The sequence below is a fragment of the Photorhabdus laumondii subsp. laumondii genome (assembly GCF_003343245.1).
Classification (GTDB): Bacteria; Pseudomonadota; Gammaproteobacteria; order Enterobacterales; family Enterobacteriaceae; genus Photorhabdus; species Photorhabdus laumondii.
This window is the reverse complement of the sequence record NZ_CP024901.1, coordinates 2,591,327-2,606,682: the sequence shown is the minus strand read 5'-3', so window position 1 is coordinate 2,606,682 and position 15,356 is coordinate 2,591,327. Positions and strand designations below refer to the sequence as shown.

Sequence of the window (15,356 nt, the reverse complement as noted above, 5' to 3'; positions counted from 1 at the left end):
GTTACCTTACCTTAGAGATAACCAACGCAGCATTATGTCCCCCAAAACCTGCACTGATATTAAGCACCACTTCTGGTTGAACGGTGTAGCAATGTTGATTAGGTAAATAATTAAGGTCGCAATCTGGATCAGCCCGATGTAAATTCAATGTTGCTGGCAAGCAATTTTCAGTTAATGCCTTTACACAGACAATAGTTTCGAAACTACCGGCGGCAGCAATCAGATGACCGGTATAAGATTTTGTGCTTGATATAGGTACCTGATAAGCATATTGGCCTAGTGCTGCTTTAATTGCCTGAGTTTCATAAAGATCATTTAACGGTGTCGAAGTACCATGAGCATTAATATAGTCAATATCTTCCAGCGAAATCTGCGCCTGCTCGATGGCTTTGGTTATCGATAATATTTTAGGTTCAATATCTTCTGTCGGCCGGGTTAAATTAGCGGCGTCTGAATATTGAGCGTAACCTTTGATTTCGGCCAGAATCGTTGCCCCACGCGCGACGGCTGAATCATAATCTTCCAGACAAACCACCGCCGCTCCTTCGGCCAATACAAATCCAGAGCGATCAAGACTAAATGGGCAGCATGCGAGATTGGGGTCCGTTTGCTCTTTCGACAATGCATTCAGTACATCAATACTCCAAATATTACATTCTCGAATAAGTGATTCAGCAGCCCCGGCAATCATACATTTTGCCCGCCCTGAGCGAATAATTTCAAAGGCATCACCTATCGCCATTGTACCCGTTGCGCAAGCAGCCATAATGGTATTCTGATAACCACGTAGTCCATACATGATCGAACACGCCGCCGTCATGGAACTTGGCATGGTGATAAGATTACTCATGGGATGAGCTAATTTAACTTCCTTATACTGGCAGGCATGATCTCCGGCATTATCGACAGCTCCCCAGCCACTACCAAGTATGATCCCACATTCGTATTTATCGTAATATTCAACAGGTGATACGTTCACGCCAAATGCTTGGGTAAAAGCTTGATAAGTCGCTTTCAACGCCATTTTTCCGCAGTCAGAAAGCATATGAGTCAACTTTTTTGGTAATAACTGATAACGTGATGGATTGGGTGCAAGGAAAGAAAAGAAACGTGAATTAATGAATGAGTTAGGAAATTCAATTCTGCGAAATTGATGTTGTTTCTCGATAATACTTTGCCAACATGATTCAATATCTTCACCAATTGGTGTTACGGTGCCCATACCTGTAATAACAACTCTTTGAGTTCTCTGCATATTGGTTACCATTTATACATAGATTGATAATGTCAATTTTTCTAGCTATAAAATAGGCTAATGAAGACATATCACCATAATCATAAATAAGTATTTTCAATACTCCTGGCTAATATAATCGTTATTTGTGAATTACGTAAAACTAACTGATAGATTATTTTACCCATGTAATAAAACCGATGATAAATATCCATAAACAAATATATTATTATTTTAATATCATTATATTCAGCCTACAAAATAATTGATTACACCATATTAGACTGTATTATCATGGTAAATCCTAAAAATTTATTTACCATTAACTCATTATTCTGTTTAATAAAGCACATCATTGTATATACCCTATGGATTTCAAGATGCATCGCGGCGGCAAGGGAGCGAATCCCCGGGAGCATAGCAAACTATGTGACGGGGGTGAGTGAGTGCAGCCAACAAAGAGGCAACTTGAAAGATGACGGATATAAAAACAAAATATAAATAATGACTTTAATTATTGCGCAGTTGTTTATTTCATAACATATGAATTCAATGATTATATTAATAATCTAACAATGTAATTAAAGAAAAGAGAAATAGTAAATATTTCACATCATTCCTGTGAATAAGTACTGAGGTACATTGCCCAATCTTTCTCTACATCAAATCTGCATCAAAACATATACCCTGTCCCCTTGTTTGTAATATACTGCCCATAACTGGATAAATACACAGCACTGTGCATCTTCATTGTCCAGTTAATGTAATAACACCGGAGACAACATATACCCTATAGATTTCAAGATGGATCGCGACGGCAAGGGAGAGAATCCCCGGGAGCATAGATAACTATGTGACTGGGGTGAGCGAGTGCAGCCAACAAAGAGGCAACTTGAAAGATAACGGATATATACCCAATGGATTTCAAGATGCATCGCGACGGCAAGGGAGTGAATCCCCGGGAGCATAGGTAACTATGTGACCGGGGTGAGCGAGTGCAGCCAACAAAGAGGCAACTTGAAAGATAACGGGTATATGGCTGAAACAGGCAAGGATACAGGAGTGTTCAGTGGTAACAAAATCTGAGGCAAGCCCTGACTCAGTGATAAAGCAGCAGTTCGATACCCTCACCGTCGATAAAAAGGGTACTCCCAAAGAGTCGCTTACACGTTGTGGCGAACCTCCACAATCAGCAAAGACTCACTTAGCTTATCGATAAGCTTGCTGAATACCTGACGAGATTGAAGATCTAAATTAGCATCCCACTCATCTAACATCAGGATCTCTATCTTATCCACTGCTTTAACAGAGATTTCCTTAAGAAATTCCCGCAGTTCCTGCCCAGTCGACAGATTCCTTTCATTAGTTTTTTCAAAAACAAGTTCATGATGTGCCGGAAGGTAATAAGCCGATTCACCCAATTGCTCCTTGAGCCAGCAAAGAAAAGTAGACTTACCCACTCCATTCGGCCCCCTAATTGTGATTCGGCCAGACGACGGGACTGGCTTAATAATAAGTTCTTTTAAACTTGCCAAGTCTGGCAAAGTGCCATGAGTTTCGTATTTCAAACGATTCCATTGGATTCGTTCCTCCAAATTCTGCGATGTCTTTGGAGTTTCTGCAGCCTGTCCTAGCCCCTTGAGCCTCGCACTCAATGCCGACCAACTCGTAGAATAGAAAATCACGACATACGCGTGCTGAAGAATAAGAACCTGGCGAGGTAAGGTTGCAACTAGAACCGTGAGAACAGAAGGATTGTCCATATTCTCCAAGAAGAGAACACTTGTCCAGACAAGTACCGGTGCCATCATTAGTAGCATTCCCAACGCTGAAGCAAGATTATTCCAGTATTGGCTACGGACGGCTGTTCCTAAAGCCAAACTCTGTCGGACTTTCAGTTCACTTTGATAAAGAGACTGGTTGTATTTATTGCCCAATAGGAAATTGTCCCACGCCAAAGATAAAACACGTTGAAGGGCTGTTCTGGCAGATTGTGCTTCTGCGCCCTTTACATGAATTCTTTTTCTAAAGAAAAAAATGACGCTCGAAACAAAGGCAAGACCAACAAGGTAGGACCATGCAATCGACGTATCAAGGACAAGAGAAAGAGCAAGTACATTCAATGAAACATTTAGAACAACAGAGGCCCAATCAAAGATAAATTTGGAACTTTCATTAAAAACCAGAAACCCTTCTGAGGACACATAGGGCAAATGATAGTCTTTAAACTCTTTACTCGTTCGAATAGAAGCCCGATTCCAGAAATTAAGACGAAACCTTTCTACATATTTTTCAAGTGCAAGAAACTTAGACTTCTCAAGAAAAACCGCAGCTAAGCTAGAAGGAATATAGACGAGTGTAAGAGAAAGTATAAAAAGGACAAGATACAGAGTAAAATTCTCATTAGCACTTACCTGTTTTGCCAGCCCCGCTATCCAATAAGTAGAGGAAGCCACAATCAACTGTTGGACAATAAGAAAAAGCAAAGCAAAAGCAAATGCTTTATTAATTAAAAATTCAATAGCCGACTTTTTTACTTCCATCTTAATCTTATTTTTCTTTCAGTAGATACAAACTTCAATTGTCCACTGGAAATTCCTCTGGGAATTCCTGCATAACTGTGAAGCCAATGCGTCTTAGGTTCGAATACGTAATTACTTAACTTAACTCCGTCTGCAAGCTCAGCCTCAAAATAAAAATGGATAGCATTTGCACGTTGAGACGCCTTGCATTCGACGGAATACTCTATATCTGAGCTCTTATCCAGTCCAAGATTAAATCGGCGAATAAGTTTTGGTTCAGAGCAGACTTCCACTCCATCTGATTTGATAATTTTTTTTCTAATTAAATTGCAGAATAAACATTCAAACCCGGACACTAGTTCTGCCGGGACAGGACCAAATCGAGAGGCGTAACTACTCAATAAAAGATCAAAATCAGCGTTCAGTTCAGGCAAGTGTATAAATTGATATTTAAGACTCACTTTAGAAGGAATCAGCACTTTGATACTTGAGTGTCTAGTACAAAAATCGTGGCAGATCTCAACAATACCCTCGTCGATTCCAAAATAACCCAAGGTTTCTGTCACAAGAACATCCGGCGGATTCTTCAACTGGACATCAAAAGATTTTTTGCTAATGTACTGGATATTTTTTCTTAAGCCCCTATTGAGTATTTGAGCAACAATACTACTAGCTTCCAACATGTCTATATAAGTAACTAATCCATTAGTTTTCTGAGCTAACATCTGAGTTAGAACTCCAGTTCCTCCCCCCAAATCAACTACATGAGAATCCTCTTGAACAATCCTATCGATTGCAGTTTTGAAGCAGTTCAAACGATGTTCATCAGCAAGCATTCTCGAATGGTACAAAAGCGGAAATGCTTCCATAGAGCCTTTTATTTCAACCATTATGCAAGCTTCTTCTCTCGTCCTACCATCAGATCAAGATACCCCTGACACTTCTGCATAATTGACTGGCCTCTTTCCGTGATTAAATCCTTATAATTAGGAAGATCGGCCAAAGAATTTAATGCTTCCAGCGCCTGTATAAGCATCTTATCCGATGGCGGATGAACGTGGCATTTTTCTGGTTCTCCGAGATAGTTTCGTCTCACCAAAAGAACTTCTACAGCTACGACGATACTATGAAAGACTTTATCGATAGGGCGCTTAATGTTGAGTATTGCTGATTTTGCAAAATTGGCTTCATTCTGGAGAAGCTTGTAGTCATGGAAGTGCAAATATCGGAGTTCGTCTATAAAAACTAAATTATGAGTAAGTTCATGGACCAATAATTCCGTGAGATCTTGTACGTGCCAGTGTTTACGGCTGTTGATCCAAATCACACCCACAGCATTCGAGGTGGAACCGCCCCCTGAATTCTTTGAGTCTCTCAGAAATAAACTATCTATCGCCATCTGAAATACAGCGTATATCTGTGGCATCCTTAGCTTCAATTCTTCTAATGCAGCTAACAAAAACTCCAGTCGTTGCTTACGAACATCGTCTTTTAGACTATCGCCAATCAGAGACGATTGATCTCTATCATTTAACAAAGCGTCTGTTCGATAAAGCTCTACCAGCTTGTCTTCCATTTCAGGATCCTCGACTATCTGAGTTCCTACACTCTCTAACCGCGGAACGTTGGGTTGATAGCCCTTTAAAAAATTATGAAATCCAAGCTCCAATTCTTCAGACGTTTTGGGAGCCGTTTTTGATTTTAATGCACTAAGAACAGCTAGATTTCTGTAAACCTCGTTAATACCAATGAGGTGTATCACACTATACCCCCTTTGAAAAAAAGAGGGGATACTGTCGAATCAAATCCCCCCTATTTATAATTAGACCAAATCATCATAAGCGATCATTCGAACATGAACGAAACAGCCTTCCTCATTCCTCATAACTTCAACATTGTCTTGTGCTTGTATGAAATCAAGTTCGTTTAGATCTTCTAAAATCTGTTCAAGAGTAGCCATATTCTTTCCCCCTTTTTAACCGTAGTTAAAAATAAAGGTAGAAGTTGATCAGAGTTCTGTCAATTGAGTATTTACAAAAAATTCATGGGACGAAGCCAAGTTATAGCCGTTTAGTTACAGTTATAAACATGTGAATATGCTTGACCACTACTCATTCCTCTTGGTAGAACAAGTCATAAACAGGAAGCTCTGACTATTGAATACAACCATAGGATCTGGCCGAATACCATTCGCGTACGTCTTTGTTCCATTAAATTTAAAACTAAAATCCCATTTACAGAAGAAATAATATCGGGTATTGCCCAATTTGTAGTATCAATCTGAAAAAACGCGTTATTACTGGAGAAATCATGATGAAAAAAACAATAAAAAACATATCCTTATTCACAGGAATTGTGCTTGGAAGCTTGACATTAGCTCATGCAGCAATTATTCCACCCGGTACACAACTGGCAACCAACCAGAATATTGTTCGTCATAATGGCTCAGAACCTGCTTCTCTTGACGTGCATAAAGTTGAAAGTGATGTTGAGTTTGATATTATAAACGACTTTTTTAGTGGATTAATTAGTATAGGAAATGATGGTAAGTTTAATCCTAATTTAGCGATCCGTTGGGAAACCAACGATAATAAAACCTGGGTATTTCATCTAAGAGAAGGAATAAAATGGTCTGACGGTTCACCTATTACCGCTCATGATGTGGTTTTTAGTTGGAGACGTTTAATTGATCCCCAAATGGCATCCCCGTATGGCAGTTATATTGAAAACATGTATATAGTAAATGCCAAAGATATTCTTGCTGGTAAGAAAAAAGCCAATGAATTAGGTGTAAAAGCATTGGATAATTTAACGGTAGAAGTAACATTAGAGCAACCGCTATCCTATTTTTTAAATATGCTGGCACACCCAGTTATGGTTCCTATCAGCCAAAAAGCGGTTGAGAAGTATGGTGAAAAATGGACTCAACCAAATGTGTTTGTCAGTAGTGGCCCATTCAAACTCTCTGAATGGATCGTCAATGAGAAGGTGATTGGCATCAGGAATCCACAATATTGGGATAATAAACACACCGTAATTAATAAAGTCACCTATCTTAACGTCACATCAGAAACAGCGGTGGTAAACCGTTATTTAGCAGGAGAAATAGATATTACAAAGGGTATTCCATCGGTTTTATTTAAATCATTAAAAACCAAGTTAGGTAATCAAGTTCATATTTCACCTAAATTAGGTGTTTATTATTACGAATTTAATACCCAAAAAGCCCCTTTTAACGATATTAGAGTCAGACAGGCATTAAATCTGGCTTTAGACAAAGATATCATAACAAATAAAGTCTTAGGGCAAGGCCAAAAGCCAGCCTATAATAATACTCCACCAAATATAGGCGGAATGAACTTAAAACAGCCTGATTATGCATCATGGACGTTGGCAAAAAGAATTGAAAAAGCCCGGCAGTTATTGAATGAAGCGGGTTATAACAGAAATAATCCATTGAAATTTAATCTTCTTTACAATACATCAGAGGATCATAAAAGGATTGCTATTGCAGTCACCTCAATGTGGAAGAAAAATCTAGGTGTGGATGCTGTTTTACAGAATCAAGAATGGAAAACAATGTTAGACACCATGCATCAAGGTAATTTTGATTTGGTAAGATACGCATGGATAGCTGATTACGATAATCCTGCTTCGTTTTTAAATAATTTTGTCACCAATAGTTCTAATAATACATCATTATATCATAATGATATTTATGATGATCTGATCAGTAAAGCCAAAGCAACAAACAACATAGAATATTTCCAGCAAGCACAAGATATTCTTACAAAAGATGTCCCGTCAATTCCTATTTATTACTATGTTAGTGCCAAATTAATAAAACCTTATATTGGCGGATATTATATCAGTCCACTTGGTCTTATGTCATCGAAAGATCTCTATGTTATTAAGCATTAATAAGAGATGTTTGTAAGATTAAAATAAAGATTACGGTTTTTAACCGTAATCTCAGACCGCTGACAAACCTCATTGAAAATAATGGGGTCTGTTCTTTTCATAATGAATCCTAATACAACCCATTTTCCTCATTGACCCGATTCAATCGCCCGTCAGGGGGTTAGATACTGTATTTGCATTTTCTGCAACCCGCGAAAATGGGCGAGAGCATAAAAAACTGTGGGGCATTTATGTGGCAAGGAAAACTGCCTGTTTTCCGTTCAGTTATTGGGTGATAAATAATAAATCGCTTTGCAATTTACTATAATTTGCTCTATAAATTACAGTAGTCTACATTGTGAAATATTCAGAAATTGCGAGGTGACAACATGGCTGAAACTATTGACCACGGCACCCTCTCACATCTAGTGGAGGCCGGAGCCGTTAAAGGAGCGCACATCGTAGGCCAGCCAGGCGGCTGGGCCGTGATGGTGCGCTATGGAATGCACGAGCGACCACTGGCCGCACAGCGCAGCCGCAATGTGCGGCTGTTCCGCAAGTTCGAAACGCTGGTTTCCTACCTTAAAAAAATTGGCATTGCCCGCTTCGACGTGGATTCATCAAACTACGCCCCCGCTCCCCCCAATACCTCAACGCGCAGGCCAGATCGTGCCGAAGCGCTCAAGCGTACCCACGAGGCTGCTGCATATGATGCGTGGTTTCGTGAGCAGGTGCAGCAAGCCATAGATGAACCCGGACCGGGTATCCCTCACACTGATGTCAAGGCCAAATTTGCCGCCAAACGTGAAGCCTTGCGTAAACGCATTGTACAGGGTCGCGCATGAAAATCATTTGGCGAAAGATCGCGGAAGCAGATCGAGAACGTATCTTTGATTACATCGCACAAAACAACCCCAGCGCCGCGCTTGAGCTTGACGCAGACTTTGATGCTAAAATCGAACTCGCTGCGCAGCGGCCTAAACTGTACCGCCCCGGCCGTGTGCACGGTACCCGTGAAATCGTCGTGCGGCCTAATTATGTGATTGTCTATCGCATCAAGGATGAAAGCGGTACGGTAGTTGTGCTGCGCGTGCTCCATGCGGCCCAGCAATGGCCCCCGGCCAAGTCAAGCGAGAGCGTTTCTGGTGGGAAAGTCTGAGGAAGAGTAGCATTTGAAGAAGATGTGACGATTAATGCTTTCGTGAATCAAGCGCTAGAAAATGAAGTCAGTAAACATCATGTAGGGCCTTAATAGCCCCATCGGATTAATGACAAAAGTGCTAACCATCGGGGGCCGGTCTTTGATCTAATAGAGGTACTGGAAAATCGATACCTCGATATACTAAAAGCCCCCACACGACAACAATATGATTGACATCAACAGAACCCCACTTTTTAAATGGGGTTCGTCAGCAATCTGAGATTACGGTTTTTAACCGTAATCTTTCTCAGAGGCTATCAAAGTCACGCCCACTCTACGCCGGACACCACCTGCGCAGGATTAGCAAGTAATTTCCGTAAATTACGCATTTCTCTTCCCTGATTAATCGCGACAGCACCGACTAAAACTTCATTTTCTGTACCAAATAAAATGGCCTTATCTGATTGCAAATCACCCTGAATATGCCACTCTTCAGCCTGCATGTTACCAACCATTTGGATGTTAATGCCCCATTGATCAGTCCAGAACCACGGCGCGCCTGGCTGCGGGGGGGCCAACCCCATCATGGCATGCGCGGCGATGGTCGCCTGACGGTTAGCATTTTCCCAAGTTTCACGGCGCTGTAGATCACCTGTCAGCGGTTCTCTCTGAAGGCAAACATCCCCGGCAGCAAAAATATCCGGTTCAGAAGTCTGGCAACGGCTGTCAATGACGATACCGCCATCAGTCACCAAACCAGCATCAGCGGCAAGCTGATCCCTGAATTCAGCGCCGATACCATAAATAATAATATCTCCGATCACCTTTTCACCGGTGTTCAATATAAGCACTAATTCACTCCCTTGTTTTTGTGCGGAAACAATGTTGGTATCAAGGAAGAATTGTACCCCTTTTTCCTGATGACGATTCAAAAGATAATCCTGCAATAATGGAGGAGCACAACGCCCCATGATGTTATCTGCCTGTTCGATAACCGTCACGTTTGCCCCCAATTCACAAGAGGTTGCCGCCAGTTCCAGGCCAATCACACCACCACCAACAATCAAAATCCGTTTGTCTTTTTTCACCGCCTGGCGTAAACGTTGCGCATCATCCAGCGTCCTCAAGGTATAAATATTTTCACCCAGCTGATCGAGCAGCGGAAATCGTCTGGCTCTTGCCCCCATAGTGAGCAGGAGTTTGTCATACCTGAGCTTGCCGCCATTTTCTAAAACAACACAATGTTTCGATGGCATAATCTGGCTAACCAACTGGCCTATGCGCAGATCTATCTGCTTTTCCAGATAAAAATCTTCGGAGAACAGGTATTTAGGCGCTTCCTCTGGGTTGATTAAATAGTCTTTTGATAAAATTGGCCGCTCGTAAGGCGCATGATATTCCTTACCAATTAAAATAATATCGCCATCAAACTGCTGCTGCCTTAAGGTTGCGGCAGCCATAGCTCCCGCTTGCCCTGCTCCAACGATAATAAAAGTCTGATTCCGCATATTATGCTCCTATCTGAGTGACAGGTTGAGCACTGACCATTGCCATCCCTGCCAGCCACTCCTTAATAGGTTGGTAATAATGCCGTTGCGCTTTATATTCGCCATAAACAGAAAGCGCCGCAAAAGCCGCGATCCAACAGCGAATTTCCTGTCCACCTTTCCCGCCCTGAATGGCGATTCCACCCTCGGTTAACGAAGCAAGACGCCGAATATCGCCACTACAAAAAATACGCAATAACTCGTCATCCCACTGTGGATTCAACGGAGCAACGATATTCTCGCCACGAGCCAACGATTTTCCAACCTCAATTACCCGGATTTGCCGTTTTTGACGCGCTTCTTTTGTCGGATTTCTCCCGGCAATCAACCCTTCTTCAACTTCCGGCGGAACCTGTCCCATTTGTGGTATCGGGGGATCATGTGATAAGCCACCAGAGCCTAACAGCAATACCCGCTGATCTGTTGTGAATAGGAATTGACCCACTGCACGACCTAACTCAACAGCACGACGGCAGGTCGGCAATGGTTTAGCTGCACAGTTAATAAATATTGGGATAGTTGGATAACGCTGTAAATTCTGGCAAAGCAGCATCAATGGCTGAGTAAAGCCATGATCGACCTGCATACGCCAGGAGTGAGCCACATCAATCCCTGAATCATATAAGGCAGAAATTAAATCCTTCGCGGTGTTTTCAGGAACATTGAGTGGGCCTTTACCAATATCCCAATCCCCCACTGCATTCGCTCTTACTCCAACGCAAAATGCCGGCATGAGATCATAAAAAAAACCATTAAAATGGTCGGGAGCGAAAATCACTATCAATTGTGGATCGTAGTCCTTTATCTGTTCAGCCAATTGCTGAAAAACCTGCCGAACATGCTTTTCCGTCGCTTCAGGCGGAGAACCAAAACCCATCAAAGGTGTGTGTGAAGTACAAATCAATTTAACGGTCATCTGAACTCTCCTTCTTGGTCGGAGACATCACTCCCGCTGTCGTTTGGCGAATGCCACGGATACTTAATCCGGCATCAGCCGTTATCATCACCCCCGTTAAAGTGCGGTTATTGGCACGGGAAGCCAACATGACATACGGACCGGTGAAATCTTTTGGCTGAGGTATGAATTGCAAAGGTAAAATTGCACTGAGACTTTCTAATGACAGGTTATCTGTAATGCATCTATCTTGCTGAGATAGTGAAGCCGCCCCACGAAGATCACTTGGCATCCCACAAGGCGCAACACCATTAACCCTGATAACTGGCGCTAATTCATAAGCTAACTGGCGGATCATGCCGACCGCACCGTGCTTGCTGGCGGTATACAACACCCCTCCACCACCAGAAAACCATGACGAGTTTGACAACGTAAAAATCATGCTGCCTTCTGATGCGGTTAGCGCCGGTAACGCGGCTTTAGCCCCTAGAATATACCCTTTCAGGTTAACCCCCATCAGCTCATCAAATCCTTTATCAATCTGCTCTGGTGAGGCGTCAAGCAGGCTAATTTTGTGATCCCATATCCCGGCATTACCAACAAAGCAGTCTAGTTTGCCAAAACACCGAACAGTTTCAGCCACTGCTCGCTCATTGTCCTCAAAAGAGACAACATCACCGTGAATAACACAGATATCGTTACCAAAACAGTGTGCCAAAGCTGTCGCTTTTTCTGCCGATAACTCCAAAACGCCCACTTTGGCGCCTTCAGCAATAAAACGCTCTATTAAAGCCAAACCTAAACCGGAGCCACCGCCTGTTAATAAAATGACTTGATCTTTGATCCAACTCATTATTGCTCCTCCGATACAGTGATATAAATGTTTCCGTCTTTAACAACAACAGGATAGGTCTTCAATGGATCTGTAGCAGGAAGGCAAAGTGCCTTCCCGGTTCTAAGACAAAAACTGGCCGTATGCAGTGGACACTCAACTGTCGCATTGTCTTCCAAATACCCTTCGGATATAGAGGCATTACCATGACTGCACCGGTCATCAACAGCAAAGAATTCGCCATCATAGTGAAACAACGCAATATCCGGTGTGTATTCAACCTTACGCGCTCCTCCGTCGGGCAATTCTTCAACAGTACATACGAATAATTGACTCATCAGAATAAGACACTCAAGTTATGGAAAGTTAAGACTGCCTGATCCAAGGTAATTTCACGTTTGCAAATCAGCCAGCTATCCGTTTTTGGATTACGGCGAACACAATCTAGCCGCTTACCAACATAAAAAACTTCATCTCGCTCTTTTTGTGAACGGTACAGCAAATAATTGGACTGAACATGAAATTGGTCAGGCAAATCCGTTTCAGTAATCACTAAGTTTGTCAGTAGATGACGTGTACGGGATGGGGGTTCCTCTGCCCATGCCATACCGGTCTCCAACCGAGCTATCCGGCGTTCAAGCTGAAATTTATTGTCATTGAACAACCAAGTGGTTGGCGGCTGGATACTCTTACGGCGATCGCGGGTTTGGGCATTAACAATGGTACGCATGGTATAGCTGAGATCTTCTGATAACAACTCAAGCCAATCGCGAAATCTCCACTCATCCAGTAATGCAATTTCGTAATACAAGAACTGGCTTATTTCATAGTGCAGTTCCGGCGATACTCTTTTTTCCTGATTAACAATTAACTCTTTCATTTGACCAACTCCTGCTGATAAACCCGGCTTTTTTCCTCTATCTCATCCCAGGTTTCACTGGTGAGTAAGTCAGCCCAACGCTGATACATACCACGGGCAACGGTTTCGGAAAAAACATAATTGGTCACACCCGGAATTCCATCATCCCGCACTCTTTCTTGTCCCAATCTCATTTCCATGCACAAGGTGCTGTTACGGGCTTTGTAACCTCTAAGTACCTTCTGAATTTCCACCCAATTTTCTGAATCATCCTGTTCGAGAAAACCTGCCGGACCAAATGCACGGGTAGCACTGTTTTCAAAAGCGGCTTTTACTTCCGGAGAAGCGGCTTTATCTGCGATGCAGAACGCCCAAACTTCCACCTGATCAGGTCCACGTGGATGCCACACCCGCATGGTTGCAGTACCGTTAAGCCAGGAAAGTGTCGGGAAAATATTGTTGTGACCGGCAAGACGCAGTGCCCTGACTTTTCCCAACCTCTGCTCTGCCTCTGCATAGGTTTCACGGTAGTAACGGGCAACGGCACCATCAACCCAAACGTTGGCATCGGGTTTTTCGGTCAAGAAAAATCCACAACCGTGACCATTCTGAGCAAATTGCACGGCATCTTTTGCCGTTTCCCAAACTGGTCGTGAAGTCTGATCAGCACCTAATGCTTTTTTATCGTCGCCATCCTTTACGCTCAAAACCTGTACGGCGGAGGCATGACTGAATAAAGCATGGTATTGATCACCGGCAAACTGTTCAGCGGGTAATTTCCAATTACAATTGATGAGCCATTTTTGCACACCACCAATCACTTCGGTCCCTCCTTCGCGGCGATCAAGCACACCATCAAGATACCAAGCCATATCACCGAGATAATCAATCAAGGAGGGGGCTGTCGTATCCCAGTTACCGAAAATCAATCCTTTATAATTTTCCACACACGGCACTTCCTGAAGTCCCCATTGCTCTTTGCAAAGCCCATGTGGATAAGCGCACGCTTCCAACGGAACGTCGATTAATCGACCGTCCACACCATATGACCAACCATGATAAGGGCAAGTAAAAGCACGGGTATTACCGCTATCTGCGTAACAAACCCGCATGGAACGATGGCGACATTGATTTAGGAAAGCTTTAACGGAACCATTTTTCTGACGGACAACAACAACACTGTCCTCTCCCATATAAGTATTGAAAAAATCACCCGGATTGGGAATTTGGCTCTGATGAGCTAGAAACAGCCAACAACGGCCAAATATTCTTTCGAGTTCTAATTGATAGAGCTCGGGATCGATATAAATCTGAGGAGTTACACGACCGGCTCGGGCATCAATCAGGCGGTAAATATCTGAATCTTTGCTCAATGTCATATTATTCAGTCCTCAAGTAAAAGAAAAGTTGACTTTTTGCCAACATGCAAAATGAATGCTATTAATAGATTAATATTTTGTGAAATACATTGTTTGTTTAAATTAAGACTTTTTTTCGATATGTGAGGAAACAGCAATGGAATTAAGACACTTACGCTATTTTATTGCGGTGGCAGAAGAATTAAACTTTACTAAGGCCGCAAAAAAATTGCATACTGCACAGCCTTCGCTAAGTCAACAAATAAAAGATTTAGAAGATTATATTGGTTCTACACTATTAGAGAGAAATAAACGCAGAGTCTCTCTAACCAAAGCCGGAGAAGTTTTTTTACAACAAGCCCGGCTTATTCTTGAAAATGCAGAGAAAGCAAAAAAAATGGCCCGCAGAGCGGCACAAGAACAAATTGTGCTAACTATCGGATTTGTCCCATCAGCAGAAGTTAAAGTATTACCTGAAGTCATCCCAATATTTCGCTTGGCTCATCCTGGAGCAAAAGTAGAACTTATTAGTTTATTTAATCCAGGACAAGAAGAGAAATTATTACAAGGTGACATTGATGTCGCTTTCATGCGCCCGCCAATAAAGAGTGATTCTATTGATTTTAAAGTCATTCTTAATGAACCGCTGGTGGTTCTGATGCCTGCTAATCACAGGCTAAGATATTGTGAGAAAATTTCAGTCAACGACCTACAAGGAGAAAATTTTATTACTCCTGATCCAACACAATCTGGTGTATTACAACAGATTATAGAAAATTATTTTACTGAACATAATGTCGTACCTAATATTATTCAAACTGCTAATAATATGCTATTAATTTTAAACATGGTTAGTCTAAATTTAGGGTGTGCAATAGTACCCTTCTATATTACCAGCATCATGACAGATGCCGTTATTTGCCGGCCATTATCAGGATATTCTCCCACAATAGAGTTAATAATGGCATGGCGAAAAGACAACACATCAGAATTATTATTGCACTTAATAGATGTTGTTGAAAATAAATATCTGCAAGAATAAAAATAAGCATCATCGTTTTTTTCTTT

15 protein-coding genes are annotated in these 15,356 nt (G+C 42.0%); 4 read left to right on the top strand and 11 right to left on the bottom strand.

What is annotated here, in order from left to right:
* Window position 1 precedes the first annotated feature (1 nt).
* The 5 genes from PluTT01m_RS11480 to PluTT01m_RS26895 form a co-directional block, all read right to left on the bottom strand.
* Complete coding sequence (locus PluTT01m_RS11480) at window positions 2-1,255, bottom strand: beta-ketoacyl-[acyl-carrier-protein] synthase family protein (RefSeq protein ID WP_041380074.1); 1,254 nt, start codon at window positions 1,253-1,255, stop codon at window positions 2-4.
* A 1,142-nt stretch (window positions 1,256-2,397) separates the two neighbouring features.
* Window positions 2,398-3,777, bottom strand: coding sequence for an ATP-binding cassette domain-containing protein (locus tag PluTT01m_RS11470; RefSeq protein WP_011146467.1), 1,380 nt, complete (start codon window positions 3,775-3,777; stop codon window positions 2,398-2,400).
* Window positions 3,768-4,646, bottom strand: coding sequence for an SAM-dependent methyltransferase (locus PluTT01m_RS11465; protein ID WP_011146466.1), 879 nt, complete (start codon window positions 4,644-4,646; stop codon window positions 3,768-3,770). The genes PluTT01m_RS11470 and PluTT01m_RS11465 overlap by 10 nt, the downstream gene beginning before the upstream one ends.
* Window positions 4,646-5,518 carry an aKG-HExxH-type peptide beta-hydroxylase gene (locus PluTT01m_RS11460; protein ID WP_011146465.1) on the bottom strand — a complete coding sequence of 291 codons (873 nt, stop codon included), beginning with the start codon at window positions 5,516-5,518 and terminating at the stop codon, window positions 4,646-4,648. The genes PluTT01m_RS11465 and PluTT01m_RS11460 overlap by 1 nt, the downstream gene beginning before the upstream one ends.
* Window positions 5,519-5,578: 60 nt before the next feature.
* Window positions 5,579-5,716, bottom strand: coding sequence for a hypothetical protein (locus PluTT01m_RS26895; protein ID WP_011146464.1), 138 nt, complete (start codon window positions 5,714-5,716; stop codon window positions 5,579-5,581).
* Between the two features lie 350 nt (window positions 5,717-6,066).
* Here PluTT01m_RS26895 and PluTT01m_RS11455 point away from each other — a divergent pair, with 350 nt between their 5' ends.
* The 3 genes from PluTT01m_RS11455 to PluTT01m_RS11445 all read left to right on the top strand — a co-directional run bounded on the left by PluTT01m_RS11455 (window position 6,067) and on the right by PluTT01m_RS11445 (window position 8,815).
* Window positions 6,067-7,677: an ABC transporter substrate-binding protein gene (locus tag PluTT01m_RS11455; protein WP_011146463.1), complete on the top strand. Its 1,611-nt coding sequence runs from the start codon at window positions 6,067-6,069 to the stop codon at window positions 7,675-7,677.
* A gap of 368 nt (window positions 7,678-8,045) precedes the next feature.
* Complete coding sequence (locus tag PluTT01m_RS11450) at window positions 8,046-8,501, top strand: ParC-related protein (protein WP_011144683.1); 456 nt, start codon at window positions 8,046-8,048, stop codon at window positions 8,499-8,501.
* Window positions 8,498-8,815: a type II toxin-antitoxin system RelE/ParE family toxin gene (locus tag PluTT01m_RS11445; protein ID WP_011146462.1), complete on the top strand. Its 318-nt coding sequence runs from the start codon at window positions 8,498-8,500 to the stop codon at window positions 8,813-8,815. The genes PluTT01m_RS11450 and PluTT01m_RS11445 overlap by 4 nt, the downstream gene beginning before the upstream one ends.
* 305 nt (window positions 8,816-9,120) lie before the next feature.
* On the opposite strand, the gene hcaD is transcribed toward PluTT01m_RS11445, so the two are convergent.
* From hcaD to hcaE, 6 genes are read right to left on the bottom strand one after another with little or no spacing between them, the layout of a single operon-like run.
* Entirely contained in the window at window positions 9,121-10,305 is a 1,185-nt protein-coding gene (gene hcaD, locus PluTT01m_RS11435) for a phenylpropionate dioxygenase ferredoxin reductase subunit (RefSeq protein ID WP_011146461.1), read from the bottom strand.
* 1 nt (window position 10,306) lies between these two features.
* Entirely contained in the window at window positions 10,307-11,260 is a 954-nt protein-coding gene (locus PluTT01m_RS11430) for a 3-carboxyethylcatechol 2,3-dioxygenase (RefSeq protein WP_011146460.1), read from the bottom strand.
* On the bottom strand, window positions 11,250-12,092 hold the full coding sequence (hcaB, locus tag PluTT01m_RS11425) for a 3-phenylpropionate-dihydrodiol/cinnamic acid-dihydrodiol dehydrogenase (protein WP_011146459.1): 843 nt from the start codon (window positions 12,090-12,092) through the stop codon (window positions 11,250-11,252). Before hcaB ends, PluTT01m_RS11430 begins: the two co-directional genes overlap by 11 nt.
* A complete protein-coding gene (hcaC, locus tag PluTT01m_RS11420) occupies window positions 12,092-12,409 on the bottom strand; it encodes a 3-phenylpropionate/cinnamic acid dioxygenase ferredoxin subunit (protein ID WP_011146458.1) in 318 nt (105 codons plus the stop codon). Before hcaC ends, hcaB begins: the two co-directional genes overlap by 1 nt.
* Window positions 12,409-12,951 carry a 3-phenylpropionate/cinnamic acid dioxygenase subunit beta gene (hcaF, locus tag PluTT01m_RS11415; protein ID WP_011146457.1) on the bottom strand — a complete coding sequence of 181 codons (543 nt, stop codon included), beginning with the start codon at window positions 12,949-12,951 and terminating at the stop codon, window positions 12,409-12,411. The genes hcaC and hcaF overlap by 1 nt, the downstream gene beginning before the upstream one ends.
* Window positions 12,948-14,309, bottom strand: a complete 1,362-nt coding sequence (gene hcaE, locus PluTT01m_RS11410; protein ID WP_011146456.1) for a 3-phenylpropionate/cinnamic acid dioxygenase subunit alpha — start codon at window positions 14,307-14,309, stop codon at window positions 12,948-12,950. Before hcaE ends, hcaF begins: the two co-directional genes overlap by 4 nt.
* A gap of 136 nt (window positions 14,310-14,445) precedes the next feature.
* On the opposite strand from hcaE, the gene hcaR reads away from it, so the two are divergent.
* Window positions 14,446-15,330: a DNA-binding transcriptional regulator HcaR gene (gene hcaR, locus PluTT01m_RS11405; protein ID WP_011146455.1), complete on the top strand. Its 885-nt coding sequence runs from the start codon at window positions 14,446-14,448 to the stop codon at window positions 15,328-15,330.
* Window positions 15,331-15,356: the final 26 nt, after the last annotated feature.

Excerpts from the sequence above, each read along its gene's own strand:
- PluTT01m_RS11480 (WP_041380074.1), bottom strand. The coding sequence starts at position 1,255 with ATGCAGAGAACTCAAAGAGTTGTTATTACAGGTATGGGCACCGTAACA.
- PluTT01m_RS11470 (WP_011146467.1), bottom strand. The coding sequence starts at position 3,777 with ATGGAAGTAAAAAAGTCGGCTATTGAATTTTTAATTAATAAAGCATTT.
- PluTT01m_RS11465 (WP_011146466.1), bottom strand. The coding sequence starts at position 4,646 with ATGGTTGAAATAAAAGGCTCTATGGAAGCATTTCCGCTTTTGTACCAT.
- PluTT01m_RS26895 (WP_011146464.1), bottom strand. The coding sequence starts at position 5,716 with ATGGCTACTCTTGAACAGATTTTAGAAGATCTAAACGAACTTGATTTC.
- PluTT01m_RS11455 (WP_011146463.1), top strand. The coding sequence starts at position 6,067 with ATGATGAAAAAAACAATAAAAAACATATCCTTATTCACAGGAATTGTG.
- PluTT01m_RS11450 (WP_011144683.1), top strand. The coding sequence starts at position 8,046 with ATGGCTGAAACTATTGACCACGGCACCCTCTCACATCTAGTGGAGGCC.
- PluTT01m_RS11445 (WP_011146462.1), top strand. The coding sequence starts at position 8,498 with ATGAAAATCATTTGGCGAAAGATCGCGGAAGCAGATCGAGAACGTATC.
- hcaD (WP_011146461.1), bottom strand. The coding sequence starts at position 10,305 with ATGCGGAATCAGACTTTTATTATCGTTGGAGCAGGGCAAGCGGGAGCT.
- PluTT01m_RS11430 (WP_011146460.1), bottom strand. The coding sequence starts at position 11,260 with ATGACCGTTAAATTGATTTGTACTTCACACACACCTTTGATGGGTTTT.
- hcaB (WP_011146459.1), bottom strand. The coding sequence starts at position 12,092 with ATGAGTTGGATCAAAGATCAAGTCATTTTATTAACAGGCGGTGGCTCC.
- hcaC (WP_011146458.1), bottom strand. The coding sequence starts at position 12,409 with ATGAGTCAATTATTCGTATGTACTGTTGAAGAATTGCCCGACGGAGGA.
- hcaF (WP_011146457.1), bottom strand. The coding sequence starts at position 12,951 with ATGAAAGAGTTAATTGTTAATCAGGAAAAAAGAGTATCGCCGGAACTG.
- hcaE (WP_011146456.1), bottom strand. The coding sequence starts at position 14,309 with ATGACATTGAGCAAAGATTCAGATATTTACCGCCTGATTGATGCCCGA.
- hcaR (WP_011146455.1), top strand. The coding sequence starts at position 14,446 with ATGGAATTAAGACACTTACGCTATTTTATTGCGGTGGCAGAAGAATTA.